Annotated in this window: 19 protein-coding genes; 5 read left to right on the top strand and 14 right to left on the bottom strand. The window is 40.3% G+C overall.

Features of this window, described 5'->3' with window-relative positions:
* Positions 1 to 202 precede the first annotated feature (202 nt).
* From GD597_RS17110 to GD597_RS17085, 6 genes are all read right to left on the bottom strand, one after another.
* Positions 203 to 8,770, bottom strand: coding sequence for a PKD domain-containing protein (locus GD597_RS17110; protein WP_171609124.1), 8,568 nt, complete (start codon positions 8,768 to 8,770; stop codon positions 203 to 205).
* Positions 8,771 to 9,231: 461 nt separating this feature from the next.
* Positions 9,232 to 9,579, bottom strand: coding sequence for a DUF1801 domain-containing protein (locus GD597_RS17105; RefSeq protein ID WP_171609123.1), 348 nt, complete (start codon positions 9,577 to 9,579; stop codon positions 9,232 to 9,234).
* 29 nt (positions 9,580 to 9,608) lie between these two features.
* Positions 9,609 to 9,839 carry a DUF4287 domain-containing protein gene (locus tag GD597_RS17100; protein ID WP_171609122.1) on the bottom strand — a complete coding sequence of 77 codons (231 nt, stop codon included), beginning with the start codon at positions 9,837 to 9,839 and terminating at the stop codon, positions 9,609 to 9,611.
* Positions 9,840 to 9,902: 63 nt separating this feature from the next.
* Positions 9,903 to 11,009 (bottom strand): GNAT family N-acetyltransferase, encoded by a 1,107-nt coding sequence (locus GD597_RS17095; protein WP_171609121.1) that lies wholly within the window; start codon positions 11,007 to 11,009, stop codon positions 9,903 to 9,905.
* A 361-nt stretch (positions 11,010 to 11,370) separates the two neighbouring features.
* Entirely contained in the window at positions 11,371 to 13,176 is a 1,806-nt protein-coding gene (locus tag GD597_RS17090; protein ID WP_171609120.1) for a M12 family metallo-peptidase, read from the bottom strand.
* Positions 13,177 to 13,365: 189 nt separating this feature from the next.
* Positions 13,366 to 14,640, bottom strand: a complete 1,275-nt coding sequence (locus tag GD597_RS17085) for a hypothetical protein (RefSeq protein ID WP_171609119.1) — start codon at positions 14,638 to 14,640, stop codon at positions 13,366 to 13,368.
* A 251-nt stretch (positions 14,641 to 14,891) separates the two neighbouring features.
* On the opposite strand from GD597_RS17085, the gene GD597_RS17080 reads away from it, so the two are divergent.
* Both GD597_RS17080 and GD597_RS17075 read left to right on the top strand, forming a co-directional pair.
* On the top strand, positions 14,892 to 17,996 hold the full coding sequence (locus GD597_RS17080; RefSeq protein WP_171609118.1) for a sensor histidine kinase: 3,105 nt from the start codon (positions 14,892 to 14,894) through the stop codon (positions 17,994 to 17,996).
* Between the two features lie 188 nt (positions 17,997 to 18,184).
* On the top strand, positions 18,185 to 18,826 hold the full coding sequence (locus GD597_RS17075) for a response regulator transcription factor (RefSeq protein WP_171609117.1): 642 nt from the start codon (positions 18,185 to 18,187) through the stop codon (positions 18,824 to 18,826).
* Between the two features lie 81 nt (positions 18,827 to 18,907).
* On the opposite strand, the gene GD597_RS22100 is transcribed toward GD597_RS17075, so the two are convergent.
* The 3 genes from GD597_RS22100 to GD597_RS17065 all read right to left on the bottom strand — a co-directional run bounded on the left by GD597_RS22100 (position 18,908) and on the right by GD597_RS17065 (position 19,740).
* Complete coding sequence (locus GD597_RS22100; protein ID WP_262888862.1) at positions 18,908 to 19,042, bottom strand: hypothetical protein; 135 nt, start codon at positions 19,040 to 19,042, stop codon at positions 18,908 to 18,910.
* A gap of 118 nt (positions 19,043 to 19,160) precedes the next feature.
* Positions 19,161 to 19,520 carry a hypothetical protein gene (locus GD597_RS17070; protein ID WP_171609116.1) on the bottom strand — a complete coding sequence of 120 codons (360 nt, stop codon included), beginning with the start codon at positions 19,518 to 19,520 and terminating at the stop codon, positions 19,161 to 19,163.
* 25 nt (positions 19,521 to 19,545) lie between these two features.
* On the bottom strand, positions 19,546 to 19,740 hold the full coding sequence (locus tag GD597_RS17065; RefSeq protein WP_171609115.1) for a hypothetical protein: 195 nt from the start codon (positions 19,738 to 19,740) through the stop codon (positions 19,546 to 19,548).
* Positions 19,741 to 19,986: 246 nt separating this feature from the next.
* Here GD597_RS17065 and GD597_RS17060 point away from each other — a divergent pair, with 246 nt between their 5' ends.
* Complete coding sequence (locus GD597_RS17060; protein WP_171609114.1) at positions 19,987 to 21,429, top strand: tetratricopeptide repeat protein; 1,443 nt, start codon at positions 19,987 to 19,989, stop codon at positions 21,427 to 21,429.
* 125 nt (positions 21,430 to 21,554) lie between these two features.
* Here GD597_RS17060 and paaE read toward each other — a convergent pair whose 3' ends face one another.
* From paaE to GD597_RS17045, 3 genes are all read right to left on the bottom strand, one after another.
* On the bottom strand, positions 21,555 to 22,631 hold the full coding sequence (paaE, locus tag GD597_RS17055) for a 1,2-phenylacetyl-CoA epoxidase subunit PaaE (RefSeq protein WP_171609113.1): 1,077 nt from the start codon (positions 22,629 to 22,631) through the stop codon (positions 21,555 to 21,557).
* A 144-nt stretch (positions 22,632 to 22,775) separates the two neighbouring features.
* On the bottom strand, positions 22,776 to 23,366 hold the full coding sequence (locus GD597_RS17050) for a TetR/AcrR family transcriptional regulator (RefSeq protein ID WP_171609112.1): 591 nt from the start codon (positions 23,364 to 23,366) through the stop codon (positions 22,776 to 22,778).
* Positions 23,367 to 23,464: 98 nt separating this feature from the next.
* A complete protein-coding gene (locus GD597_RS17045; protein WP_171609111.1) occupies positions 23,465 to 23,833 on the bottom strand; it encodes a hypothetical protein in 369 nt (122 codons plus the stop codon).
* A gap of 180 nt (positions 23,834 to 24,013) precedes the next feature.
* Between GD597_RS17045 and GD597_RS17040 the strand changes: the two genes are divergently transcribed.
* Both GD597_RS17040 and GD597_RS17035 read left to right on the top strand, forming a co-directional pair.
* On the top strand, positions 24,014 to 24,352 hold the full coding sequence (locus GD597_RS17040; protein ID WP_171609110.1) for a single-stranded DNA-binding protein: 339 nt from the start codon (positions 24,014 to 24,016) through the stop codon (positions 24,350 to 24,352).
* A 168-nt stretch (positions 24,353 to 24,520) separates the two neighbouring features.
* A complete protein-coding gene (locus tag GD597_RS17035; protein ID WP_171609109.1) occupies positions 24,521 to 25,399 on the top strand; it encodes an alpha/beta hydrolase in 879 nt (292 codons plus the stop codon).
* 396 nt (positions 25,400 to 25,795) lie between these two features.
* Here GD597_RS17035 and GD597_RS17030 read toward each other — a convergent pair whose 3' ends face one another.
* A complete protein-coding gene (locus GD597_RS17030) occupies positions 25,796 to 26,251 on the bottom strand; it encodes a hypothetical protein (protein ID WP_171609108.1) in 456 nt (151 codons plus the stop codon).
* 76 nt (positions 26,252 to 26,327) lie between these two features.
* A complete protein-coding gene (locus GD597_RS17025) occupies positions 26,328 to 26,969 on the bottom strand; it encodes a carbonic anhydrase family protein (RefSeq protein WP_171609107.1) in 642 nt (213 codons plus the stop codon).
* Positions 26,970 to 26,982: the final 13 nt, after the last annotated feature.

The following is a 26,982-nucleotide window of genomic DNA, read 5'->3' as shown; positions in this document are numbered from 1 at the left end:
TAGGGATTGCAGCGGAAAGCCCGCAACGCAGTGAGGACTTGCAGCGTAAAGCCCGGCCCTGCAAGGGAACGCCCAACATTTTTACTATACCATTGTACAAATCGCCTGTTTTATTCCTGATCAATTTTTATTCAAGTTTATTACTACATGCCGGGTTTTAACTACCCGGCATTGCCGCTGTTTGAGCAAAACAGTTTTGCCATTATTTAAGGATGGCCACATTGCCTTTATAGGTATATGGCACATCGTTTTCGCAAACCACTTCGCAGGTGTATACATACACATCTGGCGAGGCGGGGTTGCCGTTTATTAACCCATTCCAACCAAAGGTTTTATCGTTTGGCGGGAAATTATTACGTTCAAACACTACCTGCCCCCAGCGGTTAAATACCCTGAATGATTTTACGGTTTTTATACCCTTACCTCTAACCATTAAAATATCGTTACGTCCATCTCCATCGGGCGTAAAGGCATTGGGTATAAACAATTGCCCGCTTTCGCAGAACACTTTTATACAAATGGTATCGGTAGCGCTGCAGCCATAGGCATTGGTAGCCGTTACATTATAACAAATATCTTTTCTAACGGTAGCCAGTGGCAATGCGCAATTGCTGCAACTAAGGTCTTGCTGTGGTTTCCAGGCCCAGTTGGTAATGGGGCCTTCGGTAACGGTACTGGCAAGGGGTAGTATGGTACCGGTGGCCAATGTTTTATCAGCCCCCAAATCGATAGTGGGATATTTACCAATACCAAGTGTTATATAAGCTGTATCGCTAAAACATTTATCCTTATCTGCACCTATAACCATATACGCTGTAGTAATAGTGGGGCTGAATAATGGTGACGGGCTATTGATATCGTCTACACCAGTATTGGGGCTCCAGGTATAATTAGCAGCACCACTGGCAAACAAACGGGTTGACTGACCAATACAAATACTATCGTTTCCACTCACTGCAACCTGTATAGGTTGAGCAACAGTAATAAACACAGAATCGAGGGCAGTACAGCCCACGCTATTGGTACCAGCCACAATGTACATTACCGATGTTATTGGCGACGCAATAGGGTTGCCGCAAGTGGTACAGCTAAGGTTATTATTTAATGGCGACCACTGATAGGTAGCTGCCCCTGAAGCAGTTAACTGTATTTGCTGTCCGCTGCATATAAGTGCATCGTTGCTGGCCGTTACAACCGGCGATTGATTGATGGTGATGGTTTTACTGGTGGTATCGTAACAGCCATTAACAGTACCTGTTATTAATGTGGCAGTATAATCACCGGTTGCACCAAAACTTGGGTTGATGGTTTTGCCATCTAAAGCAAGTCCATTGCTAAACTGCCAGCTGTACAGGTTTACAGAATCTTTTGAAGTTACATTGGCGATATAGGTAACCGGTAATGTTGTACAAGCCGTGGCATTGGCAATAATATTTGCTACAGGTTTTGTTTTTACGGCAATATTCAGGCTGCGGTTTACAGTATCGCTACAGCCACTGGCTGAAGTGATGATTAATTGCACCGGCCAGATATTGGTATTGGTATAATTGTGTTGTGGGTTTTGCTGATTACTGGTAATGCCATCTCCAAATTTCCATTGCCATGCGGTGGCTCCATAAAATACCCTGGAGGTATCAGTAAATTGAACAGTGGTAAAACCACATTCCATTTGTGAATTTATAGTATAACCGGCACTGATATTATCCGCTTTAATGGTATCGGCACCATTGAGTAACACTGCGCAGGTACCGGTATTGCCTAATAACAGTTCTACGGATGGCAGGTAAGCACCAGAGCGCAGATAAGTATGGTACACAATATTTTCTTTTGTTACCAGGGTACTGCCATCTCCAAAATGCCAGCGTAAGCTATCGGTATCCTGTACAGTTGCCTCGAAACGCACTGGTGTATTATTGCATATAAAATCATGATCGTATTTCCAGGTGCCTTTGGGGCCGCGGATATTAATGGTTTTGTTAGCTGTATATCTGCACCCGCCGGATGAAATGGCATTCATTTGTATATTATAAAGGCCTGTTTCGGTAAAATTGTATATCACAACATCTCCGGTATCTTTTGCGCCATTGCCAAAATCCCAGGTAGTATTTACAGAAGGTATTGACAGGTTGCTAAAAGTTACAGCAAAGGGAACGCAATTACCTATGGAATCTGAAAGGCTAAATGCACCCGGCAAAGATGATACTACCGTAACCTGCTGACTAACACTATCAGTACAACTATTACCAATACCATATTGTCTGATGCCGGTTAATGTTACATTGTATATGCCGGCTTTGGAATAATTGTGTATGGGATTTAATAGACTGGAAGTATTACCATCATCAAATTTCCAAAGCACACTGGTTACGGTATCACTAAGGTTATTGAATTGAATTGTATCGCCCAAACACACCTGCGCAGGTAGGGAGGAAAATGCAACTATGGGTTTATTAAATACCTGAATGGTTTCTGTGGTACTGGTATCAGAGCAACCATTCGAAGCAATTAGTAATACCTGATAAATACCTGCTTTTTGATACAAATGTGTAATGGTATCAATATTTTTATTTGTACTTAATACATTTCCATCGCCAAAATCCCAGCGAAATGAGGTAGCTCCACTGGTATTATTTATAAATCTTACTGTATGGGGGTTGCAGCCTGTAGTTTCATTACCATTCACGGCAAAATCGAGTTTAATAGCATTGGGAGATACCACTATCGCATATTGGGTAGTATCACTTCCACATTCGTTGATGGTAATGAGTTTCGCATAAAATGTATCCTGGATATTGGTATAGTAGGTATGATGCACCAATGAATCACTATTGGTTGTTAAACTATTGCCATCGCCAAAATTCCAGATAAATGTTTTGTTATTGCCAAGTGATGTATTATTAAATACCGCCGTAAAAGGGGAACAACCTTTAGATTGAACTGGTGTAAATAGCGATTTTGGTTTAGATTTTACCGTTATATAACGGGTATCAAGAACCGTATCACAATCTGTGTAACCAGCCAGTGTAACTGTATAGGTAGTATCAACAAAAAATGGACTGGAGGCAAAACTAACGCTACCCGGGTTTATTTGGGTAGAAGTAATGCCATTGCCAAAATTCCACAAATAATTAAATCTGCTGGCAAACGGGGTAGTATTATTAAAATTAATGATTAAGGGGCCGCAACCAGATGATTGATCGGCAGTAAAAGCTGTTGCCGGTGTTTCTGGTGTAACAAACTGGTGCGATATACTATCTGCCAAACACCCGTATTTGCTAATAGCCACCATTTTAATAATAACGGCGTCTCCCCCATTTGTAATAGTAAAACCAGGAAAATTGATCCCACTCCCTATGCCGGCATCATTGGCATACCATAAATAATCACTATTCCGGTCATTGAAAATCACCGGTTGAATATTGCTGCTACTAATAATAAATGCAGCGCAACTGCTGTCTTGTATAAAATTATATGCTGCTGTTGCATCGGGATGTACAATTACTGCAATTTCAGCCCTGGCCCCTTCACAGCCAAAACCTGTAGACTGACTTACATAATAGTTGGTTGTGCCAACCGAGTTAGTAGTTGGTAAAGGCGCACTGCTGCTGCCAACACCTCCATTGGCGGTGGTATACCAGCTAAGTGTATTGCCAGGCAGCACTTCAGCAGTTAATAAAGAGGCAGTAGTATTGATGCAATAGTGTACAGGCGAAATTACGATTGGGGTTGCTGCCAATGGATTGATAACCACTTGCACAGAATCCTGCAGAGAGGTACAATTATTAAGGGTGGCACTCACATAATAAGTACCATTGTTGTTGGCTGTAGTATTTGGTATTAAAGGGTTTTGAATATTGCTTACAAAATTATCAGGGCCTGTCCAAGCATAAATAATATTACCAGTTGTACTGCTTACTGCGTTTAAATTAAGTGTAGCACCAGCACATATAGCGCTATTACTAGATGCCAATGGTGTTGCGGGTGGATTAGGATCTGAAAGTGTAATTGGCCCTACTATATTGGAAGTACATCCTGCCTGTTGCACATAAATATTGGAATAAATGCCGGCACCAATATTATTTATGGTTAGTATGCCATTATTATCAGTTGTTATACTATTGCTTTGGGGTACACCATTCGCAGTAAAATAAACCTGGTAAGTAGCGTTGCTGCTTAATCCATTTAATAAAATCTTACCAGAGGCTGTACCACAATTAACCGGATTAATAAAACTGAAACCTGTAATTACGGGCGTAGGATTGATGGTAATCAAAGCAGTTCCTGCCAGTGATGGACAACTACCTGATGTAGCCGTGGCAGTTACAAAATAAGTACCACTTGCACCAACAGTTACATTTGGTATTGTAGGATTTTGAATATCACTGGTAAATCCATTCGGGCCTGTCCAGCTATAACTTAGGGCTCCGGAAAAACTTGTATTGGCCGAAAGCGTTAAGGTATTGGTGGAGCAAACCGGAGCATTACTACTTATTACAGGCATTGCCGGTGTTGCATTTACTACAACTGTGGTAGCAGCAGAGGCAGATGTGCAGCCATTGAGTATTACCTGTAAAAAATAGGTTCCGGCTGCGGTTACAGGAACATTATTATACACCGGATTGGCTGCTGTACTAATAAACCCATCGGGACCTGACCAATTATAGGTAGCACCCGGCGGGGTATTAGATGCATTTAGTTGTAAATCAGCCCCACTACATAAAGGTCCATTATTGGTAATTACTGGTAATGGTGGAGGGTTGGGGTCTACCAGCGCATATGGCCCCATTGTATTGGAAGAACAGCTATTTGATACAATATATATACCATCATACACCCCCGACTTCAGGTTGGATATAGAAATTATTCCATCACTGTTTGACACCAGGTTTACTGAAATTGGAGCACCATTAAAAGAGTAATGCACCGTAAAAGTTAGCCCAACAGCCAAACCACTTAATTCAATACTACCGGTAGCTGAAGCACAGCTATTAGGATTGGTAACTTTGGCATTATCAATTACAGGTGTTGCATTTACAAGTACATTGGTTGAACCAGCGGCAGAAACACAATTGCCAATTGCAGCTGTTACATTTAAGCTGTAGGTACCGGAATTCGCAGTGGTAGCTTTTGAAATAAGCGGGTTTTTCTCTGTACTGTTAAAGGCGGCTGGCCCCGTCCAGGCATAAGTTACTAAACCCGTGTATATATTGGAAACATTTAACTGAATATCGTTACCGCTGCAAATAGGCGTATTACCGCCTAATACGGGAGTGGCTGGGGTTTCGTTTATAACCACTATGGTAGTTGCAGGTGCAGAAGTACAACCATTTACAGTGGCGGTTACAGAATAGCTTCCTGCCATAGCCAACAAGGTATTATTACGTGTTGGGTTTTGCGAGGTACTAATATACCCCGCGGGGCCTGTCCAATTATATGTTATGGCTCCAAGGGTGGAAGTAGATGCATTCAGCGTTAGCGTTCCACCACTACATACCGGACTGTTACTACCTGCAAAAGGAGTGGTTGGGGGGTTGGGGTCGCTTAAACTAAATGGCCCCAGTTTATTTGAACTACATCCATTTAATGTTACAAATATGGCATCATATATTCCGGCACCTAAATTCCCAATAATAATCTTACCATCAGGGTCACTGGTAGCGTTGGTATTAACCGGAGTGCTATTTCTGGTATAACTTATCTGGTAACTAGTACTGGCATTTAATCCTGTTAAAGTTATACTACCTGAGGTACTTCCACAGGTTGCAGGACTGCCAGCTGTGCCATCAATCACAGGTACAGCATATACATTTACCTCAATTAATGCCCTTGGGCCTTCGCAACCACTAGCCGTATTTATCTGGCTTACATAATATTTTGTATTGCCGGTAATTGTGGTAACAGGCGTAGGCGCAGTAGGGCTGCCGGTACCGCCGGTAGCACTGGTATACCAAAGCAAGGTATTTCCCGAAGCTGCCGTGGCAGTTAATGCTGTAACCGTTCCGTCTCCCTGACAATAATTTAAAGGTGAAACTACCCCAGGTGCCAAAGGCTTTGGGTTTACGGTAATATTAAAAGTTGCCGATGGGCCGGTACAGCCATTTAAAACAGGTATTACAGAAATATTGCCTGTAGCAGGAGTAGAACCGCCATTAGTAGTTGTAAAGGCGAATATATTTCCCGATCCGCTAGCAGCCAATCCAATTGAAGTATTGTTATTTGTCCAGCTAAAACTTGTACCAGGAAAACTGCTGCTAAATGTAAATGGACCCGCACTTGCCCCTACACAAAAGGATTGATTGTCTGGCACAATGGCATCTGGAGAAGGTTTAATAATGATATCCTGCGAAACTTCTGTTTTACCGCATTCATTTTCAACCACCAGCGTTATGGTATAAGTGCCTGCCGAATTAAATATCACTGTACCCGGGTTGGATGAAGTGGATGTTGCTGGTATACCTCCATTAAAAGTCCAGCTATAGGTTGGCGTTACAGCAGAATAACAATTATTTACATTGGCCAATGGATTTACTGAACCACCCTGGCAAATACTGGCAGGAATATTTACTAACGAAACATTGGGTTTTGCTTTTACCGTTACCTGCTTCGAAAACACCTGAGATACACAATTGCCTCCTGAACTTTTTGCCACCAGACTGATGGTGTAAACTCCTGGGTTTTCAAATAAAAAAACCGGATTAACCGAATGCAAATCTGTTCCTTCTACAAAGGAATATTTTGCTACTGCCGGGCTACATCCGTTGGTGTTGGCATAAGTTACAGACCATTCATAGGTATTGTCGCCACAAATAGGACTATTAGATGTATTGGTAGTACGAACAGTTAATGGCAAACATCCTTCCGTTTTATCCAACAAAAAGGAAGCTACCGGTGTAGGGTTTACACATATGGTTTTTACCAGCGAATCCATTCCACAATTAGGGTTTCCTGTTTTTAGCTTTATGGTATAAGTGCCGGTTTGAGTAAATATAACAGACAAAAAATTTGTTCCGTTTTGCCATAAAGAGGGGTCCTCTAAACCAAAATCATTACCAATTATAGTACCGTTGGCCAAAGTCCAGCCGGTGGCTGGTGATATACTCCAGATAAAAGAACCCGAAGCACACTCATTATTATTCACATAATTTATTGCCCCGCTGGTATTGGTAATGGTTGTTACTGTATTAACGCAAGTTGTATCGTTTGGTGAAATAGCAAAAGTGGCTTTAGGCTTTTCCGATACATAAATAGGACTTACCACCGATTCTGAAGTAAGGCAGGCATTGGAAGCCTGCATTCTTACAAAAAAGGAATTATTAAAAGAAGTGCTGTTTGTACCACAGGAGCTTGCATTAAACTCATGGGTAATACTGGTTGGTGGCGGATGCGAATAAATAACAGAATCAGTCCCATCATTAATTACAATTTTATACACTACCTCAGGCGAGTTGGAGGCTGGTACCGAAATAGGGAAGGTTAAAGATGTACCTGTACAAATCAGGGTATTCTCTGGTATGCCCAATCCTACGGCGGGGTTACTACCTACAAAAACATAATAAGTGGTGGTATCTGTACATCCATTATTACCACTAACAATAAATTGCAAAGGATATGTACCTGAATTATAGGTATGTGTAAGCGGCGCATTAAAGCCGGGAGAGGAAAAATCCGGGCTATTATCACCCCACTTAATTGTATAGGAAGTGTTAGATGCTACAGTGGTTGATTGGTTGGTAAAGTTTAAAGTGGCTGTTGCTGCACCGGTACATTGCCTGAAATACAATAAACCGTTATAGGTTGTTGGGCTTGGTCCGCCCAACTTTGTACTGGGTATCTGTTTGGTATTAATAGTACGTTGTACACTATCGGCACAACCAAAACTGGTTGTTACAGTAAGGCTTACTGTAAAATTTTGTGTGCCATTGCCATTGGTGCCAATAAACTCATGTGTTGGATTAGCTGAAGAAGCGCTATTGCTAGTTGCATTGTTATCACCAAAATTCCATATGTAGCTAAGGTTATCACCAGAAGAAGTACTGGTAAAATTAATTGGTGTATTAGAACATAAACCTGTAGTTGTAAAATTAAAACCGGCAACCGGCAATGGTTTTATATCAATTATCCCTGTTTGTTTTTGGGTGCATTTATCCGATGCTGTAATCTCAAAACTAAAGCTGCCTGTTGTTGTTGGTGTACCACTTATGGTTAAAACACCACCGCTAAAATTACTGGTAACACCCGGCGGTAATCCATTAATACTATTGCTGGTAGCGCCTGTAATAGAATAAGTAATATTTGTAAGTGCTGCACTAAAACAAACCAGCTGATTATCAGTACCCGTTGCTGAGGTTAAAGTTATTTTGGGTTTGGCATTCACCGTAACCGTAACCGTATCATATGGGCCTAAATTATTGGGTTTGGTTACTATTACCGTATACTTGCCCGATGTGGTGGCGGTGTATTCAAACTTGGTGGCGCCATTAATATTGGTACCATCTTTTATCCATTGGCAAACACTGGCTGCATCAGCATTTGTGGCGGTTAACTTTACACTGCCTCCCTCGCAAAATGTAGTGGCACCGCTATAGCCAATGGTATCTTTTTGTCCGGCAAAAACGGTAAGGCTGCTAAATGCCATGCATAGCAACAAAAAACTAATGCGCAAAAATGTTAGAAATGGTTTGGTAAAAAAACCGGGATGCTGCCTGTTGGTGTTACCCGTTATGGTATTCAAATTATTAATCAACGCTTTAGCTTTTGGTTGGTTTAGCAATTACAAAATGTTTTGCCAATACATGGCATCATCCGCGCAATACAGCTATCAGCAATTGCTGTAACTAAAGGCTTTTTAATGCGTTTACGGGCTGCCGTTTGTTTTGGTGTACGAATATTCAAGATATATAAATTATTGGAAGCTATTGCATTTGGCAGATTTAAATTTTATTATATTTCAAAATGCGGTTGTTATATGCAGCACTATTTGTAGCCGGGCTATATATTACTATAGCATCGCCGCTTGCGTCGCACTCTTGTGCGTTCTGGGCATTGCGCAGCTTTTTTTAACAGCCAAAAACTTTGGCCATAATGGACCTTTCGGCGGTTTTACATGGCTGTTAAAAGCTCCATTTTACACTGCAGTACAAGTGTGCGACGCAAAGAACGGTGCCATGAAAATAAACTGCCGGGCTAATAATTTGTATTATAAATATTGGGCAAATAAGCAGTAGTATACAGCTACTTATATAGGGCTATAGCAGACTGCAGAATATTTTTTATCTCCTCAACAGGTATGTCTGCGGTGGGATTGATTAATAGAATTTTCATTCTTGCACGCTGTTCACTAATTAAAGCCGGGTGCTGAATACGGGCACCTTCTACAATACCAATATAGGGCTGATGATATTTTTTATGCGTCCACAGGTAACAAAACATTTTGCCCTTATAACAATAAAAAGGCATGCCATATTTCCATGCTTCGGTTATGTTTTTATTTTGTTGCAAAATAAAAGCACGCAGAAAAAGCATGGTAGCTTTTACAGGTTCCTTTTGTTGTAAAAAATAATTATCAATTGGCGTTAGCATGGTGGTTATTAAAATATGCTATTTATAATTTACTCATCGCCTTCTTTTTTTATGCCTTTTAATAAGGCGAAAACAGCCATGGCATGCCCGTGGCCCAATGCAAAATCTGTTTTAAGCCAGTTGGTAATATCAGTAGCTTTTACGCCGGGTTTTATTTGTCCATTTTGTGTAAACCCCTTTTGTTCGGCCAGCTTTTTAAAGTCGTTAGGTCCTTTGCCTGTTTTCGCTTTTATATTATCCAAATAAGCCTGAAATGACATAACACAATTTTTAGTTGATAAAAAAAGATACCGTATAAAGTTAACCCAGATTTAAATTACCTGTTAATAGTTTATGTGTTTATACCAGGATTGTAAAATAGCTGGTAACTGCTGCCCGCCATTGCTTTTATGTACTTGCTTTTGAGGCTGCAATACAAACCAGCTATTGATATTTGCGAGCATATTTTTAGGTATATGTAATTGACCAGGATATTTACTGCTTAGTACAATAAACTGTTTATTGCTGTTAAATGCAATCAGGGAAGTGGCCAGCAAAAACTGGTAACAACCTTCTTTATCAGGGTTAAGCAGTAAGTGCTTATGCTGATAGGAGGTATTATTGCAGAACCTTGCACCCCATTTTGCTTTGTAACGCAACACACCATTTTCAAAGTAGTTGGGAGTGCCTCCCATATCGATGGTTTGGGCACCTAATTTAAATGCCCTTTGAATGGCATACCAGTAAACAGCTGCAATGGCGCCATTTTTAACCAGTGTTTGATGACCTTCTAACCAGCCCATACGCAAAAAACTATAACGCCCATTATCTAAGCTGGTTAGCATGGCAGCTACGCAAAGTGTACCATCGTAAATCTTCAGAAATTCAGTACCGGGGTTGGCCAGTATGGCTGTTATTTCATCTGCGGGCATAATATAGGCTTCCTCGGCATGGCGTTGTTGCATGGAGGGTGTATAGTATTGGGTAAAAAATGTTGCTACCCATTGTTTATCCCTGCAATATTGCACCGTGTAGCCAACCCTTTTTACTTTTCTAATATCTGACCTGGCACTTTCGGGAAGGCTTTGGAAATAAATATCCAGGGTAGCTGGTAAATTAATATAAACGCCAATAAAATCTGGTACCAATAAAGTATTTTTTGGCAGGCTGGCACTATGCTTATACCCACTAATAATTACCATACCGCTGGCTTGTAATAAGTTTCGGGCAGCAGTAAGGGTATTGGTAAAAAAGCGGGGGACTATTCTAATTTTTTTGTTTTTACCAATATATAAATTTTTATACCGGTGGTGTACGCCCATATGGCCAATAATACCAAAACTAATATTGGAAGTGGTATCTGCTACAGTATGATACACATAAGTGGTATACAATGGATATACCTGTTGTTTTATACGGCGGATAATATTTTTAAAGAAAATGCTTTTCAAAGTTGGTTAACGGATGAAGATGATTATCAAAAATAGAATTTCAAATGGTATACTGTGCATAAGCTTTTATTTATGCTGTACATACCATGGTAAGGTATTGATATGCAGCACCTAAAAAATTATTTGTACCATTTCACCTTTTGGTAAAACTTAAATAAAAAATTGCCTTTTGCCTGTATTAAAGCTGCCATATTACCGGTACGTACAAGTGTGCGACGCAAGAAAAGCTAAAAGAACATTCCACAGTCTGGCTAATTATTTACCTTCTTAAATAAACAAAAGACCGCTTAAAAAAGCGGTCTTTTGCAGTGTTTTACAGGCAACGGCCAACTATACAATTACTTAAATACTAATGAGTATACTAGGGTAGTTTTATTACTTTCTCCGTAAACCTAACACCATCTATTTCAATTACAAACAGGTAATAATTTGCACTAAGCTGCTTGTTGGTATATGGAATGTTATTGGTGCCTGCCAGCATGGGTTTATTATTTACAGGTTTATCAATAAGCCTGCCTGAGGGGTCGTATACCGATAAAGAAATATGTGCTGTTTTTGGCAATGAAATTTCTATATTGGCAATACTGCTGAATGGATTGGGATAAACTTTTATGGCCGTATTTACACTTTTAATATTTTCGGCTATAGGTGTTGCTGTTATTGCTTTTGCAGGCACCTGCATTGGTACTGCAGTAGTTAATTGACTGCTTTGATTACAGGGGCCTATTTGGGCAGTAAAATTACCAAGACCCGAAGCTACTGAGGCTGAAAATCCCGGCTGTAGGGTAACATTGTCGGTACCCGTAAAGGCGATTAAACCCGGACCAAAAAACCCATTTGTAACAATATTTCCAGATGCTACAAACAAATTATTACCGGAGGCTGAATAGGGAAGACCTAATGAAAAAGCTGTGTTTACTGACTGAAAAAATTCCCTTAATCTTAAACGGGCACTGCCATTACTGCTGGTGAAGCTACTGATGATGGAGCTAAAGCTAAGCGTTGACCAATAAGGCGTGCATTGCGTATAACATACCGCATTAATATTAGGGCACATAATAGGACCATCTGTGCTGCTGCAGCCAGTTTCATCGTGTACGCAACCAAAAATATGTCCCATTTCATGGGCTACCAGCACTTCGCGTTTTTCATCAGGATAAGAAGTGATCCATTGGGCAACAGCATAACAGGCATCGGAGGTTGAACCGGAAAATACGCCCACATAAGCACAACCTATGGTGCCGCCGGTGAAATCAACACCGGAATACAAGATATTGACGTCACGCTTTACAGAGGTGAAATTAGCTTGCCAGTATGATTTGAACTCTGACAAACGTTCAGGTGAGCCCCCGCATAAATCGGTAGCTGTATAAGGGTCTGATGAGATAGCCCATTGGTGCTGGTATTTTACCACTATACTGGCGCCAAAATAGTTTTGATAAAGCGGCTCTACAAAATTGAGATTGGCCAGAATATCACTTGCAGTAACACCTTGTGCAAAATTTTCCCAATCTGATTCGGTGGCAATTTCTATTATCCTGCAATCTGCAGCAGCCGGGGTGGCAATTGAGGAAAGTTTTTGATTTACTTGTTGTTCGGCACTTGCTACCTGTCTGCAAACTCCTTCTACAGGGCGGCTATCTCCCCGCTTGTAAATAATGTATTTATCTGGTGCGGCGGAAGGGACAAATTTTTTAAGTGGTTCAAGGTAATAAGCTACGCCATGATCAATAATATTGGCGCTTATTTTTTTGGCTTCAATATTCATACGAACATAGTTATTGGGACCATCTTTTAAGAACCCTGCATAGGTGCTGATTTCTTCTTTTGGCAGGGTGATAAGGCCTTTATTGGTGGTGGACTGCAGCAAATAGTCCGGGCTGCGTAAATCGTGCTGTTCAAGTGAAATATTCCAGTGATAATTATTGCCCGCATTGATAACAAAACTGCTTTTGTTGCCCGATTTTTTTATAAACTGATAAACAGCCTGTGCATCGAGTTGCACAATGGTTTGTGTTTTAAAAATTTTTTTTAAGGCATTTGTTTCTGCGTATGAGGCATTGACGGGCAATGCCTGAAATACATCCTGCGCAGATACAATGCCATTACCCAACATCAACAAGACCAGCAAGATTAGGGGGTAATATATTGATGAATTTTTTTTCATTGTAATTAGTTTATACATATTAAATGATGAGGAAGACTTTGGATAGCATGAAGCAAAAAATACGTAATCAGCTGACAGGCTGAAATTTGCCGCATATTGACCCGAACTTGCCAGTTAGGTATTTTGCGTGGCGAAGCAGCAAATACGTAACAAGCAGAGTTGAGAGCAGTAGTACAGCCGGGCTTCTACTTATTTTTGCAAGTTGGCTACCTGCGCCTGCAAGTGTTGAAGTGCTTTTGCAAGTAAATCTACCTGTTGTTGCAGTTGCTGGTTTTGTTTGTTAAGCTGCAGGATATACAAAGTGGCTTCTTCTACTTTTTCTACCACTTTACCTTGCATTTTACCAACTTCCATTCCGTTGGTTTCTACTTCTGCAGCGCTGGGCATACCTGGCAGGCGATGATAGGTATTGATATGATTTTCTACCTGATTAAGTGTAGGCAAGGCATAGTTTTTTTCAAATACATAATCGGGAAAAGGTTGCAATTGTACTTTTAATTCAGTGCATATTACCTTACCACCCACTGTTAACATATAGCCGGTAGCTGGTGTTGATGTACCGATGGTTACACTTCCAGTACCTTTAATACGCATTAGCTCGGCAGATGTAGATGAAGAAGTTGCTGCATAAAAAACATGATCGGCCGTAGTGGTATCAACCTGGTAGCGCAGCGCTAAATTATTTACACCAAAACCATAATACTGGTGATCGTTATTAGGGCCCTGATACATAACAATTTTTCTGTTGGCCACATTATTGGCAAATTGTAATGGCGCATTAGGTGTGCCGAAGCCAATACCTACATTACCGGTAAAATCGGCGGCACCCTTAACACTTAATTTATTGGTGGGCAATTGTGTACCAATACCCACGTTGCCCGTAGTACCATTTACCTGCATGGTAATATTACCGGTATTTTTTGCATTGAGAGAAAGATCCTGATTGCTGTTTGAGCCAATTGCACGTATGCCTGCGTATCCTATACCCACACCCTGTGTAAGGTTATTGGCGTATACACCCATGATTCCACTATAGGGCTTATCATTTAGTGCATCAACAATTGTGAGACGCTCAGTGGGTGTAGCTGCGCCAATTCCTACCCTTCCGTTAACATCGGCACCGATATTTAATGCTGATACCCCAGAAGTGCTTCTAAATTCATAACGGGTATTGGTAGCATTAAAATATAAGCCAGCCAGGGGGGCAGCAGCTGCAACAAAGGCAAACTGATTATTAGCTACACGGTAACCTGCTGTACCTGCGAAACTTAAATTGCCGGTAGCACTATCAATGTTCAAATAACTTGTGCCAGTGCCTATTCGGGCACCACCTATTACCTGAAGGGATGCAGCCGGAGTAAGGCTATAAATACCAGCCCTGCCGGATGAAGGAAATACATTTTGTGCGTGAATGGATACTGCTGAAAGTAAAGCGAATAAGAAAAAAAATGTAATCTTTTTCATGGTTGTAAGTTTTGATTTTTTAATTTTTTTACTGCACAAAGATTGCCGTATTATCACAGGTGCGCAATCGTTGAAACCAATGATATAGAAAGAGGTTTTTAAGCTTTTATCATTGAATCCAATGATAGCTTTACGATTATGGCAAGATAAATGGCTTGCACAAACGGTATATGGCATTTTCCAGGATGCAGATATGTGAATTCTACCCTTTTGTTGGTATTATAAAATATATTTGATCTTGAAATGCATCCATGAAAAAATTGATAATAACAGGCATATTATTTTTTCTCTGGGGAAGCCTGCCTGCCCGCGATAACTTTAATGCTACCTATTTTGCCGGGGAGTGGATTACTTCAAAGGAGGGGCTATCGCAAGGCATGATAAACAGTATTCTTCAGGATGCCGAAGGATATATATGGTTTGCCACCAAGGATGGATTAAATAAATATGATGGATACACCATTACTGTATACCGGCATAATCCCGACGATAACTATTCCCTGCCTGATAATTATGTGAATTTTATTTTTGAAGACAACAATAAAAATATTTGGGTAAATACGCTTTCTCGGGGATTATATATTTTTGAAAAAAATACGGAACGTTTTTTTCCAGTTACCCTTACTGCTGCCAAACAGGAAAACAATGCTATTGCTGCATTAAGTATTCGCAATAACAAATTGCTTATTCAAAAAACAAATGATTTATTGATTTATGATATAGGCGCAGTACGACCCGGCAACTATACAAAAGGGTTTGCCGAAAAGATTAAACTGGTTTTTAGCTATAACCAATTACAAAAAGATAAACGCTTTTCCTACCAATTTAACCAGAATAACCAAAAATCAGTAAGCTGGCTGACCGACGGTACGGTTTGGATAAAATATCCTGATACCTTAATTTATGCGGTACCGGATGCAAATAAACATAAATGGATGTTAAAAGGATATGCGCCATCGGTTTTTGGTTTGTCGAAAGATGCATTCAGGTATGTTACATTTGACCAAAGCCCACAGCAGGACAGTAATTTATATTTCCTTTTTAAAAATAAACTATGCCTTTTTAACCTGCATACCAAAAGCACCAAACAGGTTATGGTAGTAACGGATAAGCCAACACCGGTTTGTTTAAAAATGGAAACCTTGCCAGATGGCTTGATTTATTTTTTTATGGGCGATTCGTTTTTATTTAACCCGCAAACAAATAGTTTACAAAAAATTATGGTAGAAAGGGACCATGAACCTTTTACCGCAATGTATACCAGTATCTGCAAGGATAATACCGGTACGGCATGGTATGGATCCGCCGGATTTGGCGTTTTTAAAAGCGATATGCTTAAACCCGCCTTCAGGTTGTATAAAAGCGGTGATAATGCTGATGCATTCAGGCTTTTTTATGGGCAAAACTGGGTTGATAATGAGCAGTTAATCAGGCGAATGGTGGCTGTTGACTTTAATAATTTTTTACGCGATAAGCAAGGTAGTTTCTGGTTTTCTAATTTTCTTACCGAAAAAGGCATGGAAGTACAACTAAACAGGTTTAACCCGGGCACCAGAAGCTTTACCCACTATGATTTTTTTAAGAAAAATTTTTATAGCAGTATTAATTTTTTTGAGGACATCAAGGATAGTTTATGGATTTTTTTAGATGAAGGGTTGAATAAAAAAATGTTATACCGGTTTAATAAAGAAACCGGACTTGCTGATTTTACAGCCCAATTTCCTGTACAGCCAGCAAACAATAATCAATACCCATTTATTGCTGGTTGGTGGCAGGATGCGCTGAAGAATTACTGGTTTGCCACAGTACAGGGTTTATTCAGGTATACTGCTGCCAATAACCAATGGAAACAATGGAGAAATATTCCTGGCAATACCAGCTCTTTACCCTCAGATATGTTATTTACTATTTGCCCTGATGCAAAGCAACCATTACAATATTTATGGGTAGGCACCAATGGCGCAGGTTTTTGCAGGTTTGATATGGTAACAGGTACCTGTTTGCGCTTTACAGATAAAGATGGCCTGCCCAATAATGTAGTGTATGCCATTGTTAGCGATAGTGCCGGCAATTTATGGATGAGTACCAATAAGGGACTTAGCTGTTTTAATACAGCCAATAAAATGTTTAGAAATTTTACCAAAGAAGATAACCTACCAGGTGAAGAATTTAACCGTAACCAGTACGCCACCCTGCCCAATGGCCAACTATTTTTTGGCGGGGTTGATGGCTATACTGTTTTTAATCCGGCCGAGGTTTTAAAAACCAAACCACCGGTGCCTATTGTTTTTACTGGGCTTTCTATTTCGAATAAATGGGTTGACTGGAAAAAAGATAGTACTGTATTAAATACGCCTATTGGTTATGCAAAAAAAATAATACTACAGCCAGGACAAAACATGTTTACCATCAGTTTTGCCTCGCTGGATTTTAGAAGCAATGAGAAAAAATTCTACACTTACAGGCTGGAAGGTTTTGATGACCAATGGACCAACCCCACCAATAAAAACGAAGCTACCTATACTAATTTAAGTCCCGGACAATATACATTTTTTGTTACCGGCACTAATACTGATGGCGTGTGGAACAGTAAGAACATAAGTATTATCATTGAAGTATTGCCTTATTGGTATCAAACCAGCTGGTTTAAAATTTTAATGGGACTGTTATTATCCAGCAGCCTGTATGCCTTGTATCGTTACCGTTTACAGCAACAACTTAAACTGCTAACTATTCGCAACCGTATTGCGGGAGACCTGCACGATGAAATTGGCAGTACATTAAGCAGTATTTCCTTATCCAGCACCATTATACAACAAAAGCTAACCGGTGAAAGCAAAGACGTACAAAACCTGTTACACCAGATAAGCAAGCATACAGATAATATGATGGAAGCCATGAGCGATATTGTTTGGGCCATTAATACCCGTAACGATAATTTTGAAAGTGTTATAAACCGAATGCGGGCTTTTGCCATAGAAATTCTGGAACCCATTGGCATTACTATTCACTTTTCAATTAGCGATGGCGTGTTGCGTCAAAACCTGGATATGGTGCAACGCAAAAACACTTACCTGCTGTTTAAGGAAGCTATTAATAATACCGCTAAATATGCTGCCTGTAAAAATGTTTGGGTTACCATTGAATTACATGGTAAAAAAATAACCATGCACATTAAAGATGATGGTAAGGGCTTTGCTTTTACTGCTGCGGGTGCTAACACAACACCTAATAATAGTTTTGGAGGTAATGGTTTGCCCGGTATGTATAAAAGGGCACTGGAACTAAATGGCACGCTAACAATTAACGCTGCACACGACATGGGGACAACCATTTCTTTAACCTTTCCTGTATAAACTGATGGCTGGATGATTGTTTTGGCTGTTTAGTGCTGCCTATAATTACTGTAGAACAAGTGTGCGACGCAAGTAAAGCCCAATAACTATTGGAAAGCCGGGCCACAAAAATCTATGCTCTAATTGTGATATAAAAAATCATTGGATTCAATGATTGGCAGCTAAATTATTATAGAGAACTTTGCAACATGCAGGAAATAAAAGTAGCTGTATTTGAAGATAACAAAGCCCGCAGGGAATTGCTGAAAATGCTGCTGGAAACCTCGGAAGGTTTTGTATGTACCGGCGCTTTTGAAAATTGCCAGCACATTATTAAAAACATTGTTGGCTGCCTGCCCGATGTAATTTTAATGGATATTGATATGCCGGGTGTTAATGGTATTGAAGGACTTAAAATTGTTCATACCCAGTTTCCGCAAGTAAAAGTGCTAATGCAAACTATTTTTGAAGAAGAAGAAAAAATATTTGAAGCCATACTGGCCGGCGCAGATGGATATATTCTTAAAAAAACGCCGCCTTTAAAATTACTGGATGCCATGCGTGAAGTGTTGGATGGTGGCGCCCCTATGACACCCACCGTAGCCCGACAGGTATTGCACCTGTTTAATAACAAACACTATAAAAATACGCCTGATAATTTTGACCTTACCGAAAGAGAACATGAAATTCTTAAGCTGCTCGTAAAGGGCCTCAGCTATAAAATGATTGCAGCCGAGTGCAATATTAGCTATGCCACGGTAAATAGCCATATATCGCATATTTACGAAAAGCTGCACGTTAGCAATGCCGCCGAGGCGGTAGCCAAAGCCCTTGGCCAGCGAATTGTATAACAGCTATTTTGTTCCCGGCTGCAGGGAACCAATAGCAGCACCGCTTGCGTCGCACTCTTGTACTGTATAACCTGGCGCAGCTTACTGTTGTATGGAAATATAGTCAAACCCCAGAACGCCTTTTTGCAAACACAATTCAATGTATTGTTCTTCGGCAAGCGTGTTCCAAAAATCTTTATACACGGTTAGTTTTTCTTCTTCTTTATCAATATGCACAAAAAAATAATACTCATATTACCTGGCTCCTTCACTGTGCACTGGCTCTATGCTTTCATCTATTGCTTTTACGGCCCATAATTAGTGTTGGATTTTACGCGCTGGCTATAGCTTGCTTTTATTCAGCCATTTGTAAATGCGCCCAATGTATAGCATCAAATGCCGGATGGACGGATTTTGTATTTTCATTCTTGTTGAAAATAAGTTCTATAGTGTTTTCAAACTGATCAAAATATAGCAGCCAGGGCGATACCAGGTGATCAGTTTGGGTTATAGCCAATTGGAATATTTCGCTTCGGGTCATTCCATTTACTACGATCTTTAAGGCTATTTTGTAAGAGTGATCAAACTTATAATAACTGTCAATATTTTCAATACCCCAATCTGCACCCAATGCGGTTTGTACAAATGCAGCCAACTGCACAGCCTGCATTTTTTGTGTTTGATTTTCTGTAATTATAGTAAGAAAGATATTCATACTGCTTATTTGTTGCATTAGTCTGCTAAATAAATGTGTCATTTGGTTTACCCGTATTTTTATTTGGGTTGCCAGGCATAACATTCATATAGCCTTCCTGCCTGCTTTTAAGTCTTTCACGCTTTTCCTCCCTTCTCAATGTTACTTTTCTATTATAGTAATAAAATATCCCTAAAGAAACAATTGCAGCGAACATAATTCCAGGTATCGGTATTTCCATTATTTTAAATTTTTACTATCACCTACAGCAACCTAGGGTAATTAATAACATGTAGCCTTTATAGTTATACCTGGTAATTTGCTGTAGCCACCAATTAGATTTGTTTTAAAGTTAAATAATGATTGATGAACCCTGGCATTATTTGACCCCAAGGCGCTACTTATTTTGCCGGTAACCATATATACCTTTTGGCGGGTACAAATTGCAACCGCATTTAATAGTAATTTTAAAAAATAAATCTATCATATGAACATGCAAGCTATGCTTAAGCCCTTTTTTACTGTAGTGATAATGCTGTGTATTACTGCCAATGCTATGGCTCAAAATACCAATAAAAACCCAAAACCACCCACCCCAAAAGTGATTAATTATGATGAGCTAAAAACAGAAATTGCCGACCTGTTCGACACAGAAGCCTACGATAAACTCATCCCAAAAGCCAATACTTACCTGCAAAAAAGAACAAACGATACGGTAGTGGTATTTCAACTTACTACCAGTTACTTTATAAATAAACAGTTTAAGCAGGGTTTTGATGTAATGACAACCTTATATAAAAATCCCGATTCAGCTGCTAAAATGATGGCCATTATTCCTTTGGTTATAGAAAAAGCAACGGATAGCGCCATAGCCATTCCCGTTTGCACCGAAGCCATTCGTATTGCACCCAATAACCCCTATGGCTATTTTACAAAAGCAGCCATACTAACCGATTTGGGCCACTACCCCGATGCCCTTGCAGCCGGTGAACATTTTTTTGGCCTGCTTAAAACCAATGACGAAAAAAGGGATATGGGCATTGTATATGCCACCGTTTTATTTGCGGCAGGTGAATCGGAGAAAGCTTATAATATTGCGCTGGACTTAAACAAAACCTACCCCGAAACACCTGCCATTATGGAAGAACTGGCAAAAATGTACCGGTCAGACAGAAAGTATACCGAAGCCATTTCCTTATTAAACCGCCTGGTTATAATAGACCCGGAAAATGCCAGCATTGCCTTGCGGCGTATGTATGTGTATAAAGAAATGGGCAACCCCGAAAAAGCCTGCGAAGATGCCAATAACATCAATACCAAATTTGAAGGTTACGACTTTTTATATTACCAGCTAAAATGTCCTTCAGAGTTTGCAAAGCCTATTCTTGCCAGCGGTACAAAATATACCTGGGCCGTAGAAAATAATGGTAGTGAGTATAATTTTTCTGTTACCCTTTCTAATGCCGATATACAAAAAGAACTGCATTTTAACTGGGAAATGACCAACTCGACAGATATGACGGGCGAAGTTAGCATTGGTAAAGAAGCCCTGGCCAATGCCACTATTTTAAACAATTATTTTAAGGGTGGCATGGGCCTGCAGGTAATGAACGATGCCACCAGCACTGTTTGGATAAGTAAAGCCAGCTACCAGTCATTAATAGATAATAACGAAACCGGTTTGGATGTGGGCGAAGGCATGGAAAATTTTACCGTGGTAGCGGATGATGAGTTTGAAGAGGATGACGCCCGTTTTGAACAAAGGGTAAATTTGGGAGATAATAACGATAAGCTGCTGGAATGTATACATATTACAAACGAAGAAGGCAGCCGCCAGTTATGGATATTAAAAAACAGCGCCAACCCCCTGATTGTAAAAATGGATTTGGGCTGGACTATTGAACTAAAAAAAATTGAGCAATTACAGTAAGCCTGTTAGCCGGGCTATAAACAGCTATTGTGCTTTACTTGCGTCGCACACTTGTACGGTAGCAAGTAAATGCAGCTTATAACAGCCACCTGTAATAAAAGCCGTGTAATAGTATTGCGCGGCTTTTATTTTATATCAAAATCAATTACTACGTTTTCTGTTTTGGGGTGTGCCTGGCAGGCCAGTATAAAGCCCTTTTCTATTTCTTCTGCTTCCAGTCCATAGCTAACATCCATACTCACTTCGCCTGCTAACAAACGGGCTTTACAGGTACAGCAAACGCCGCCTTTGCAGCTATATGGTAAATCAGCACCACCTACCAATGCGGCATCTAAAATAGAAGTGCCATAAAATGGTACGCCCACATTAAAACTAATTCCATCCAGCTTTATGCTAACGGTACTGTTTCTTTCAATAGCATCTGTGCTAAGCTTTGCGGCTTGTTCTAATGGCTGCACTGCCGCAGTGCTAAATAATTCAAAGTGAATATGGCTTTTATCTACGCCGCTATTGGCTAAAAAATCTTTTACAGTAAAAATCATTTCTTCAGGGCCGCATATAAAATATTCATCGGCATGCAGTGGTATAGCTTTATTAAAAAGCTGCTGGCATTTGGCGGCATCTATTCTACCGTGGTTAATGGCAGCATCTGTTCCTTCGCGGCTAAGTATATGAATAAGGCTAAAGCGTTGCAGGTATTTATTTTTTAGCGCTTCCAGCTCTTCTTTAAAAATAATGGAAGCCCTGTTTTTATTGCCATATACCAGGGTGCAATGGCTTTGCGGCTCAGTTTGCAATACGGTTTTTATAATGGAAATAACCGGGGTAATACCGCTGCCTGCCGCAATGGCTATATATTTCTTTTTTTGGGTGGGGTGGTAGCTTGTACCAAAATGCCCCATTGGTTTCATTAGTTCTATTTCGGTGCCAGCTGCCAATACTTCGTTGGCATAGGTGGAGAATTGCCCACCAGGCACTTTTTTTATAGCTACCCGCCATTCGTTTTGCAATGGTGTGCTGCAAAGCGAGTAAGAACGTCTTAACTCGCTGCCATTAATGGTGGCTCTAATGCCTATATGCTGGCCCGCCTGATAGCTAAATGCATCCTGCAAATGCGGCGGAATATCAAAAAGAACGGATACACAATCTGCCGTTTCTTTTCTTACTTCTTTAATCCTGATTTTTTCAAAATGCAGCGACATGGTTTTGGCAAATTAGGTGAATATGAATAGCGGCTGTTGCGTTAGGGATTGCAGTGAAAAGCCCGCAGCGAACGCAGTGAGCGAGGACTTGTAACGGAAAGCCCGGCCCCGCTGCATAGCGGGGCAACGCCCCCATTGTTAGTTTTATTTTTGTAAACCCTGTATTAGTATGGTTACAATATTTTCTTCCAGCTCTTCGCCACTTACTTTGTGGGTACTGCGGTGCCAGGAGTCGATACCGCTGATGGCGTGTAGCAATACCAGTACGGCGGTAGAAGCATCAATTTTATTGATTTGCCCCTGTTCTATACCCTGCTGAATAATGGATGCAAAACGCTTGCGGTAACTTCGGCGCTGGTTTTGAAAATTGGACAGGTAAGGATCGGCCAGGTAACGCCATTCACGGTCGCTTACATATACTTCTTCAAAGTTTTCGAGCATTTGCTTTATATGAAAGCGCAATAACTTTTCCAGCTTTTCTATGGGGGTGGCTTGGGTAGATTCTACCTCGTTCATATGTTCGAAAAAAACATTAGCCACGTTAAAGCAAATATCGTGTAGTAATTCTGCTTTAGAGCGGATATGGTTGTACAGGCTGGCAGCCTCTACGCCTACTTTTACGGCCAGGTCTCTCATGCTGGCAGCCTTATAGCCTTTTTCTCTGAACAGCTTGGCTGAGGCTTTAATGATCACTTCTTTGCGTGATACATCTTTATCGGTTTGTATTCTTGCCATGCCGTAAAATTAACGTTCATTAGCAAATATGTTGTATAATTTTTGATTTTTTGTTAGTTAAACGGGGTAAACAAACTGCCTGGAGCGGATAAAAAGCCTTATATATTGGGGCTACGTTTTACTATTAACAGCCAATCGCCCTCCAGTGAAAGATAGCCATACTCGAAGCAGAAGGTATAAATATTGCCCTTTTTATTGGTGTACTGGTGGGTATGGTAATTAAACTGAAAGCCTTTGGTAATAAATTTGGTTCTGGGTTGTTTTATCATTTCTTCGGCACCCAGCATTTCTTCTAAAATTCGCCGGTTCTTTTTTAATACCTGCCATAATTCTTTTACTACAAGGGGTTCTTCGGCCTTGTTTTTATTGTTGTGGGCATTGCGGCAATAGTCGTCGCAAAATTTTTTATCGGTGCGGCCTTTAAGTGGTTTGCCACAGGCCAAACATAAGCGGGTTGTGGTTTCCATGCAGTTAAGATAGGAAAAATTATCCGTTTTTAAACGCTTATAACCGGGTAAAAATATTTATTGTCGAAACTAAACGAATAATCTCCGGCTACCCTTTAGCCGGCATTGCAATTTTGTGTTGTAAACGGTGGCCACCGTAGTTGAACAGCAAATTTGAATAACAATTTAAAAATTAAAACAATGAACAGTTTAAGAAACAAAGTACAGTTAATAGGAAATCTTGGTAATGCCCCCGAAATAAAAGTATTGGAAGGCGGCAAAAAATTAGCCCGCCTTAGCCTTGCCACCAACGAAACCTATAAAAATGCCAAAGGTGAAAAAATTACCGAAACCCAATGGCACAATGTTATTGCCTGGGATAAAACCGCAGAAATTGTAGAAAAATATTTTACCCGCGGTCTGGAAGTGCTGGTGGAAGGCAAACTGGTAAACCGTAATTATACCGATAAAGATGGTATTAAGCGCTATGCCACCGAAGTACAGGCCATAGAATTGCTGATACTGAGTAAAAAACAATAAGCATATTCAACCCTTATCTTAAGCCTTTATGCAAATGCATAAGGGCTTTTTTTATTTTGTGGCAACTGCCTGCCAGGTAGAGGTTTGTTTATTAGATTCCCCCTTTATTCAATAATTGAGTGTTACATTTAGGTTTCAAAATAAAACCTTCATTCAATATTTTGCTTTATGAAAAAAATGCTTTTGTTTTTTATGTGTGTATGCTGTAGCGTTTTGGCAATTGCCCAGCCTGCAGGAAAAGTAATAGAAACACAAACGGTAAAAAGTGCCATTCTTAACAAGGCGGTAAAATATACCATTTACCTGCCTGCAGATTATACCAGCTCCGACAGATATTACCCTGTTGTGTATCTATTGCATGGCTATACTGACGACAATACCGGCTGGTTACAGTTTGGCGAAATAAACCGTTATGCCGATAAAGCCATTGCCGATGGTACCATTCCGCCCATGATTATTGTAATGCCCAATGCCGACTCCAGCTGGTACATTAACTCCTACGATGGCAAGGAGAAATATGAAGACTTTTTTATTAAAGAATTTATGCCCACCATTGAGAAAAACTATCATATAAAGGGCGAGAAAAGATACCGTGGCGTGGCCGGACTTTCTATGGGCGGGTATGGCACTTTAATTTATGCTATAAAATATCCAGAATTGTTTGCAGCCTGTGCCCCTTTAAGTGCTGCCGTATTTGATGATGATGCCATGACCACTATGCCCGATAATAACTGGAACAATACTTTTGCCCAACTTTATGGTAAAGACATAAAAGGCAAAGACCGCCTGAATGCTGCCTGGAATAGCAATAGTATTTTACAACTGGTAAAAGATAAATCGGCCGATGATCTTAAAAAAGTACGTTACTGGATAGATTGCGGCGATGACGATTTTCTTACCAAGGGCAACTGCTTATTGCATATTGCTTTATCAGAGAAAAGAATACCGCACGAATACCGTGTACGCGATGGCGCACATACCTGGACCTACTGGCGCACCGGCATTACTGATGCCCTGCAGTTTATAGGCCAAAGCTTTCACCAATAAGAATAACCGTTGATAAAAAAAGGGCGAAAGTGCATATGCTTTCGCCTTTTTTTTATGCTTTATTTTGAAGGTGGTGTATCTGGCTGTTAAAAGCCCAATTAGGTGCTGCCGCACAAGTGTGCGACGCAAGTAAAGATGCCATAAAAACAAATTGCCCGGCTAAAAAATGCTTTTAAAAAATTTGGTTTTATTACAATGTATGTACCCAACAACTGTGCTAAAAGAGGCTGTTGTTGCGTCGCACACTTCCTATGCAGTAAGAATGATCGGCAAAGCGATGATGGCAACATCAGTCCTACGGCTCAAAGCCGTCTGTCCGTTATCTTTCTTGTGACTGTGTGTACCGATGGCTCATGAGCAATTGTACTTTAAACACCTTGCGCAGCTAAACCACGGCTATTTAAAGCGTACATACTTTTCAATATTAATCCTGTTTACGCCAATACTGTCAATCTTTTCAAGCCCTTGCTGTATAAGGGTATCGTTGCTAATGGTAATGGTAAAATTAAAATCATTGCCCTCCCATGCCCTGTCGTTGCAATAGGCCAGGTGTTCGGTATAGGCACTATCCTGTAAAGTATAAGTGCCGCCGCCGGAGGAATAAAAAGCAGCACTATCCTTTCCCTTGCTAAGGTCGTGGCCCATAAAAGCAAAATGAGTAGCATTAATTACTTTAATAAATGAGCGGCCTGTTGTGTACAGGGTAACAACTGTATCATTTTTTTCAATGGTAGTACCCGATATTAATTGCCAGGTACCCTGTAATGGGCTAACGGTTGGCGCCGGCTGCGTAACTGTATTACAAGCTACCAAAAAGCAGGCGAAGCAGGCAAGGCAAATACATGTTTTCATAAAATGGCATTGTGGTTATTATTATACGATACAAGATAAGCCGGTTTTGGCATGGTTAAATAAAGTGTAAAAAATACTAAGTTGAAAGTGGCTCACCAGCAAAAAATGATACGCTGCCATTATCTACATCATACAGCCCACCTATAATTTTTATTGCACTTTCCTGTTCCAAGGCAGCAATTATAGGGCTTTCTGCTTTAATACGGTCAATAGTTAAAAACACATTTAGGGCAGCTACATTTTTTACAAATGCTTCGTTAGTTCCGGTTCTGTTTTCGGTAGTTGCCTTCTCCTGTTCAATGGCAGGTTTAATTTTATTAAGCAATGCAGTAAGGTTGCCCATTTCTATATGGTTGCAGGCACCTTCTATGGCGCCACATTTGGTATGGCCAAGTACCACAATAATTTTTGTGCCCATTATTTTGGTAGCAAATTCCATGCTGCCCAAAATATCTTCATTTAAAATATTGCCTGCAATACGTATGCTAAAAATATCGCCTAGCCCCTGATCAAAAATAAGTTCTGCCGAAGTACGGCTATCAATACAACTTAAAATAGTAGCAAAAGGAAACTGCCCGTTAGAGGTTTCGTTAACCTGTTGTAATAAATTTCTATTGGCTTTTAAATTCTTCACAAACCTGTCATTACCCTCTTTCAAAATAGCCAGTGCCAAATCGGGGGTTAAATGGCTTAGTGTTTCCTTTGAATGTGTACGCATTATTGTGTATTAG

The sequence above is a fragment of the Limnovirga soli genome, assembly GCF_013106755.1.
Lineage (GTDB): Bacteria > Bacteroidota > Bacteroidia > Chitinophagales > Chitinophagaceae > Limnovirga > Limnovirga soli.
This window is presented reverse-complemented; position numbering and strand designations above follow the sequence as displayed.

Coding starts and splice junctions, on each gene's coding strand:
- GD597_RS17025 (WP_171609107.1), bottom strand. CDS start 26,969: ATGCGTACACATTCAAAGGAAACACTAAGCCATTTAACCCCCGATTTG.
- GD597_RS17070 (WP_171609116.1), bottom strand. CDS start 19,520: ATGAATATCTTTCTTACTATAATTACAGAAAATCAAACACAAAAAATG.
- GD597_RS17090 (WP_171609120.1), bottom strand. CDS start 13,176: ATGAAAAAAAATTCATCAATATATTACCCCCTAATCTTGCTGGTCTTG.
- GD597_RS17065 (WP_171609115.1), bottom strand. CDS start 19,740: ATGGAAATACCGATACCTGGAATTATGTTCGCTGCAATTGTTTCTTTA.
- GD597_RS17080 (WP_171609118.1), top strand. CDS start 14,892: ATGAAAAAATTGATAATAACAGGCATATTATTTTTTCTCTGGGGAAGC.
- GD597_RS17060 (WP_171609114.1), top strand. CDS start 19,987: ATGAACATGCAAGCTATGCTTAAGCCCTTTTTTACTGTAGTGATAATG.
- GD597_RS17050 (WP_171609112.1), bottom strand. CDS start 23,366: ATGGCAAGAATACAAACCGATAAAGATGTATCACGCAAAGAAGTGATC.
- GD597_RS17030 (WP_171609108.1), bottom strand. CDS start 26,251: ATGAAAACATGTATTTGCCTTGCCTGCTTCGCCTGCTTTTTGGTAGCT.
- GD597_RS17075 (WP_171609117.1), top strand. CDS start 18,185: ATGCAGGAAATAAAAGTAGCTGTATTTGAAGATAACAAAGCCCGCAGG.
- GD597_RS17040 (WP_171609110.1), top strand. CDS start 24,014: ATGAACAGTTTAAGAAACAAAGTACAGTTAATAGGAAATCTTGGTAAT.
- paaE (WP_171609113.1), bottom strand. CDS start 22,631: ATGTCGCTGCATTTTGAAAAAATCAGGATTAAAGAAGTAAGAAAAGAA.
- GD597_RS17085 (WP_171609119.1), bottom strand. CDS start 14,640: ATGAAAAAGATTACATTTTTTTTCTTATTCGCTTTACTTTCAGCAGTA.
- GD597_RS17105 (WP_171609123.1), bottom strand. CDS start 9,579: ATGCTAACGCCAATTGATAATTATTTTTTACAACAAAAGGAACCTGTA.
- GD597_RS17045 (WP_171609111.1), bottom strand. CDS start 23,833: ATGGAAACCACAACCCGCTTATGTTTGGCCTGTGGCAAACCACTTAAA.
- GD597_RS17100 (WP_171609122.1), bottom strand. CDS start 9,839: ATGTCATTTCAGGCTTATTTGGATAATATAAAAGCGAAAACAGGCAAA.
- GD597_RS17035 (WP_171609109.1), top strand. CDS start 24,521: ATGAAAAAAATGCTTTTGTTTTTTATGTGTGTATGCTGTAGCGTTTTG.